Raw genomic sequence first — 6,845 nt, 5'->3', positions numbered from 1 at the left:
GCGGCGCTGGTGGTGGCGCCCGCGGACGTCTACGCGGGCCAGGCACTGACGGCCTTGCTGGCCGAACACCGGGTCAGCGCCGCGATGCTCACGCCGACGGTGTTGGCGTCGCTGGACCGCAAGCTGCTCGGCACCCTCGACACGGTGATCACGGCGGGTGAACCCTGCCCCGCCGAGCTGGTGGCCGCGTGGGCGCCGGGCCGGCGCATGCTCAACAACTACGGCCCCACGGAGGCGACGATCTGGGCGACCTGTAGCGCTCCCCTGGCGCAAGGCCGCCCGGTGACCATCGGCACGCCGCTACCCGCCGTGGTGGCGCTGGTCCTCGACCAACGCCTGCGCCCCGCCCCCGTGGGGGTGGCCGGTGAGTTGTATTTGGCCGGGCCGGGTTTGGCGCACGGCTACGTGGGCCGGGCCGACCTGACCGCGGAACGCTTCGTGGCCGACCCCTTCGGTGAGCGCGGCGCACGGATGTATCGCACCGGGGACCTGGCCCGGTGGACCGACTGCGGCGAGCTGGACTACCTGGGCCGCGCCGACGCCCAGGTCAAACTGCGCGGCCAACGCATCGAACTCGGTGAAATCGAGAACACCATGCTTGCCTGTCCCGAGGTCTCGGCCGCGGCCGTCGCGATTCACCACCACGGCACCGGCGAGCATCTGATCGGTTACGTCAGCGGAACGACCCGACGGCCTGACCCCGACGCGGTGCGTCACGCGTTGGCTGGCTGGCTGCCCGACTACATGGTGCCCACCCAGATCGTGGTCGTGGACCAGCTACCCCTGACCCCGTCGGGGAAGGTCGACCGAAAGGCCCTCCCGGAACCGGTGTTTGCCGCCGCGCAGTACCGGACGCCGGAGATCGCTACCGAGCGAACCGTGGCCGAGGTATTCGCCGCGGTCTTGGGACTGGACCGGGTCGGGCTCGACGACGACTTCTTCACCCTCGGCGGGGACTCGTTGACCGCGACCCGGGTGAGCGCGCGGCTGCGTCTACTGCTGGGCCGCGACGTGCCCGTGCGGTCCCTCTTCGATGCCCCCGTCGTCGGTGACCTCGCCCGGCACCTCGACCGCTCCCGGGGCGGCGCGACCCGCCCACCGCTGCGCCCGCGGCCCCGGCCCGAACACATCCCGCTGTCGTACGCGCAGCAGCGGATGTGGTTCCTCAACCGGTTCGACAGCGGCGCACCGACGTACAACATGCCGACCGCCTTCCGCTTCGACGGCCCGCTGGACACCGAGGCGCTGGGCGCTGCCCTGGACGACGTGATCGCCCGGCACGAGTCGCTGCGCACCGTCTTCCCCGACGTCGACGGCGTGGCGTTCCAACAGGTTCTGGCCCCGCGGCCGGGAATGTGGCGGCCGGACGCGGCGCCGGACGTTTCGGTGACGTCCCCGCGCGGCATCACCGACGAGTTGCTCGCGTTGGCGGCGCACCGATTCGACCTCTCGACGGAAGTGCCGATCCGCGCGCGACTCTATTCGACGGGCCCCGGCCAACACGTGTTAGGAATCGTGCTGCACCACATCGCCTTCGACGGATCGTCGATGGCCCCCATGGTCGCCGACATCGGCCGGGCCTACCAGGCCCGGTGTCACGGCAAGCCGCCCGCGTGGGCTCCCTTGGCCGTACAGTACGTGGATTACGCTCTCTGGCAACGGGACTGGCTGGGCGCCGAGTCCGACCCGAACAGCGTGATCTCGCGACAGCTCACGCACTGGCGCCGGGAACTGGCCAACCTGCCGGAGCTGGTGTCGCTGCCTCCCGATCGACCCCGGCCGCCGGTGCCCACGCATCGCGGTGACGAGGTGCAGCTGCGGATCGAGGCGCCGGTGTGGGCTCGCCTCAAGGCCTTGGCGAGTGCGCACACCGCGACGCCGGCAATGGTCCTGCAGGCCTTGTTGGCGGTAGTGCTGCACCGCGCCGGCGCCGGCGAGGACGTCGTGTTGGGCTCTCCGATTGCGGGGCGGCTGGACGAGGCGCTGGACGACCTGGTCGGGTTCTTCGTCAACACCTGGGTGTTGCGGGTCCAGGTCAAGCCCGAGCACCGGTTTCACGACGTGCTCGAGCAGGTGCGACGCAAGGCCCTGGACGCCTACAGCAACCAGGAGGTGCCCTTCGAGCGCCTGGTCGACCAGCTCAACCCGACGCGCTCGATGGCGCATCACCCCCTGTTTCAGGTATGTCTGGCGTTTCAGAACGACGAGCCCCCCCAGGCGGTGGCGTTCGAGGGGGTCCGTGTCGAGCAGCTGAACGTGTTCCGGCGGCCGGTCAAATTCGACCTGGACTTCGACCTGGCGGAGGTACGCACCGAGCACTCGGCGGCCCCGCTGCTCGCCGGCGTGTTGTCCTACGCCGCCGAGCTGTTCGACCGCTCCACCATCGACCGGCTCCTCACCTGGTTCGGTCGAGTCGTCGAGGCCGTTGCCACCGATCCCGCGGTGACCGTCGCTGACGTCTCGCTGCTGGACAAGCACGAACGCGCCCTTGTGTTGTCGCAGTGGTCGGGGGCCGACGTGCCGGTGCCCATAGGGGTGGCCACGGAGCTGTTGACGGCGACGGTGGCGGCCGATCCGGCGGCGGTGGCCGTCGTCGACGGGGCGCGGGTGGTCTCCTACGGCGAGCTGGACGCGTGGTCGTCGCGGGTGGCTCGCCTGTTGATCGAGCGTGGCGTCGGGCCCGAACGCGCGGTGGCGGTGGCGCTGGACCGGTGCGTCGAGCTGGTGGTGGCGTGGTGGGCGGTGCTCAAGGCCGGCGGCATCTACGTGCCCGTGAACACCACCCATCCCGCCGCGCGCGTCGGGCAGGTGCTCGACGCCGTCGACGCCGCCTGCGTGCTGGCGTGTGGGGGCGGCGCCGTGGGCGGGGCCGGACGGCGGCCGGTGCTGCGCATGGATCGTCTGGACCTCACCAAGGTTTCGGCGGAGCCACTTACGGATCGTCTGCGGGCGGACAACACCGCGTACCTGATCTTCACGTCGGGGTCGACCGGGGTGCCGAAAGGCGTTGCCGTCAGCCACGCCGGGCTGCTCGGCGTGGCTGCGGCCCAGCGACAGGTCTATGGCGTTGCCCCGCGGTCACGGATGTTGATGGTGGCCGCGCCCACCTTTGACGCTTCGATCTTCGAACTGTTGTCGGCAGTGGAGTCGGGGTCGGCGTTGGTGGTGGCTCCGGCGCACGCGTACGCCGGACGGGCGTTGACGGAGTTGATCGCCGAGCGGGGGGTCAACGCGGCGGTGTTGACGCCCACGGTGTTGGCCTCGCTGGACCGCGACCTGCTCGGGACGCTGGATACCGTGATGACGGCCGGTGAGGCCTGTCCCGCGGAGTTGGTGGCCGCGTGGGCGCCGGGGCGGCGCCTGCTCAACGCCTATGGCCCCGCGGAGAGCACCATCTGGGCGACGTGCAGTCCGCCGTTGACGCCAAGCGAGCCGATCACGATCGGCGCCCCGAACCCGGGGGTGTGCGCGCTGGTGCTCGACGGTCGGCTCAACCCGGTGCCCGTGGGGGTGGTCGGTGAGTTGTACTTGGCGGGACCGGCTTTGGCGCACGGATACCTCGGCCGGCCGAATCTCACCGCCGAGCGCTTCGTGCCCAACCCGTTCGGCGAGCCAGGGACGCGGATGTACCGCACCGGAGATCTGGTGCGCTGGACAAACGCCAGAAACCTGCAATACCTGGGCCGCGCGGATTTTCAGGTCAAACTACGCGGCCAGCGGGTCGAACTCGGTGAGATCGAGAACGCGCTGCTGGCTTGCCCTTCGGTGAACGCGGCCGCCGCCGCCGTCCACCGGCTCGGGGGCGCCGACCACCTCGTCGGGTATGTCAGCGGCGCAACCCCGCCGGACGCCGACGCGGTGCGTGACACGCTGGCCACGCGGCTGCCCGACTACCTGGTGCCCACCCGCATCGTCGTGCTGGACCGGCTCCCGCTCACCTCATCGGGCAAGGTCGACCGGAAAACGCTGCCGGAGCCCATCTTCACCGCCGCGGAGTACCGCGCACCCCAAACCGACACCGAGAAAATCGTCGCCGAGGCATTCGCCGAACTGCTGAACAGGGACGCCGTCGGGCTCGACGACGATTTCTTCACCCTGGGTGGTGACAGCATCGCCTCGATACAGCTGGTCTCCGCGTGCGCGGCGCGGGAGGTGGGCGTCTCGGTGCGCGAGGTGTTCGAGTGCCGAACGGTGGGCCGCCTGGCGGAGGTGGCCGAGCTCGGCGCCGAGGCGCGTCAAGGCGGTGAACTGCACGCCGCGGACTTGAGGATCGACCAGTTCGTCGACGCCGAGACGCTGGCGACTGCAAGCACGCTGCCCCTGGCGGATCCGTGTGTGCGCACCGTCCTCCTGACAGGCGCCACCGGCTTCCTCGGCCGCTTCCTGACGATGGAGTGGCTGGAGCGGCTCGCCGCCGTCGACGGCACCCTCGTCTGCCTGGTCCGGGGCGCCGACGCCGCGCAGGCGCGGGTGCGCCTCGACGACACGCTCGGCGCGGGCGACCCGCAGCTGGCGGCGCGCTACCGCGAACTGGCGGCCGACCACCTGGAGGTGATAGCGGGTGACAAAGCCGACAGCGGGCTTGGCCTGAGCCACCGAACCTGGCAGCGGATGGCCGCCACCGTCGACCTGATCGTCGACTGCGCGGCCCTGGTCAGCCATGCCCTGCCGTACAGCGAACTGTTCCGCCCCAACGTTGTTGGCACCGCGGAGCTGATCCGTCTGGCACTGACCACCACGGTCAAGCCCATCACGTACGTGTCCACGATGGGCCACGTGTTGTCCGCCGATCCGCCCGTGCTCGAAGAGGACGCCGACATCCGCGTCGCGAACCCGACCCGCAGGATCGACGACAGCCTCGCCAACGGCTACAACAACAGCAAGTGGGCTGCCGAGGTGCTGCTGCGCGAAGCCAACGATCGGTGTGGGTTGCCGGTGGCGGTCTTCCGCTGCGCCGCCATCCTGACACACACCGAATACCAGGGCCACCTCAACCTGCCCGATCTGTTCACCCGGCTGATCTTCTCCGTGGCCAGCACGGGCCTGGCTCCCTACTCGTTCTACGAACGCGACGCCCAGGGTCGACGCCAAAAGGTCCACTTCGATGCGCTGCCCGTCGATTTCGTCGCCGAGGCCATCACCACGCTGGGTGGTCAAGCGCGGACCGGGGTGCGGACCTACAACGTCCTCGGCTCTCCCGAGGACGGCGTCGGCCTCGACGACTACGTCGACTGGCTGATCGAGGCCGGGCATCCGATCGAGCGGATCCACGATAACGGCGAGTGGTTACGCCGGATGCGGGCCGCCCTGCGAGCGCTGCCTGAACAGCGACGCGAATACACCATTTTGCCGCTGCTGCAATATGTTCCGGACTACGAACGCCCCGAATTGCCGGTCGGCACCGCGGTGGCCAAGGCCGCGCAATTCCACGCCGCGGTCCGGAGCGCGAAAGTCGGCCCCACCGCGGACGTTCCGACGGTCACGGCCGAGGTCATCACCAAGTACATCACCAACTTGCAGCTCATCGGAATGCTGTGACGTCCGCCCATGCGGCGCACGACGGCAACTCCGGGACGCAACGCCGAACCGAGTGAGGAGACCCCAGTGGACGTAGGCCGGGTTGCCAGTCTGACCATTCGGGCGCTGGAGCCCGTGCTGCGCGGCGACGATATGGCATTCGTCATGAAATTCCGCGATGGTTATGAGCCCAACCAACTATGGGCCGCTTACGAATCGGTGTTGCGCGACAATCCCGCTCTGCAGCTGGTTCTCAAGCCCACCGGCAAGTCCTTCTCGTGGACGCCAATAGCGGCGACCGAGCTGGACGCCGCCCTCGAACGACAGCGTCGGCGCTTCACGCAAGTTCTGACGCTGGAGGACCTTCTCTCACCCGCCCACGCCATGACACCCGAACTGCCCGTGCGTATCTCACAGATGGGGGATAAGGACGTCTGCTTCCAGATCAGCCATGTCCTGACCAACGGTCGCGGGGCGCTGCAATGGATCGACCAATGGCTGGCCATCGTCGGTGGCGAAAGGGTGCCACCCACCCCGCTCGTGGACCGAATCGACTGCAAGGCACCGCGCGTCGGCCTGTTCCTGCTGCCGCCGTATCTGCTCCGGTTCCTCACCCAAGCGGGCGTGCGACAGGGCCGCACGACCGTCGACCTCACGCACGGCCGGACACCCGTCCCGCACGATCAGGGCTACGCGTCGCGGATGTACTCGTTCTCGGTCCTGGAAACCAGCCGAATCATCGCCCGCGCCCGCTTCCTGGAGATGTCGGTCCACCAATACGTCTGTCTGGCCGTGGCGGAAGCGATGCTGTCCGCACAACCCGCCAAGACCCGCGTCTCCATCGCGATTCCGACGGACCTCGCCCGGTACTCCCCGGAATCACCGCGCACGGTGCCCGGCAATTACACCGGCGGCCTGGCCGTGCAGCTGCGGCGCGGCGCGCCCCTGCAGCCGCAGATCGCCCGGCAGTTCCGATGGTTTCGGTACGGCGTCGACTACTGGCTGCCGTGGGTTCTCGGCGCGTTGGCCGGCAACGAGCACAAGCTGCTCCGAAGGCTGGCGCGTTCGGCGACCATTCCGGTCAGCCGCCGCGGGCCGTTCCGCAACATCACCTGCGCAGTGTCGAACGTCGGCGACATCAAACTCCCGGCGATCTGTGAACGCATCGAATCGGGCACCGGCACCACCAAGACGCAGACCGTCTTCTTCACCATTGGCCGGTTGAACGGCCGCTTCCTGGCCAACGTGACCTTCGCCCGCGACCTCTACGACGCGGAAGAGGTGTTCCGCGTGGCCGATTCGGCGATGGGTCGGCTGTGAGCAGGCCC

General features: G+C 69.2%; 2 protein-coding genes. Both read left to right on the top strand.

Features of this window, described 5'->3' with window-relative positions; all coding sequences use genetic code 11:
* Positions 1-12 precede the first annotated feature (12 nt).
* A complete protein-coding gene (locus tag A5700_RS00680; RefSeq protein WP_231991350.1) occupies positions 13-5,538 on the top strand; it encodes a non-ribosomal peptide synthetase in 5,526 nt (1,841 codons plus the stop codon).
* 66 nt (positions 5,539-5,604) lie between these two features.
* A complete protein-coding gene (locus A5700_RS00675; protein ID WP_156670995.1) occupies positions 5,605-6,837 on the top strand; it encodes a hypothetical protein in 1,233 nt (410 codons plus the stop codon).
* Positions 6,838-6,845 lie beyond the last annotated feature (8 nt).

Source organism: Mycobacterium sp. E1214 (assembly GCF_001666755.1).
Lineage (GTDB): Bacteria > Actinomycetota > Actinomycetes > Mycobacteriales > Mycobacteriaceae > Mycobacterium.
Note: the sequence above shows the minus strand (reverse complement) of the source record. Positions and strands in the feature narration are given on the sequence as shown.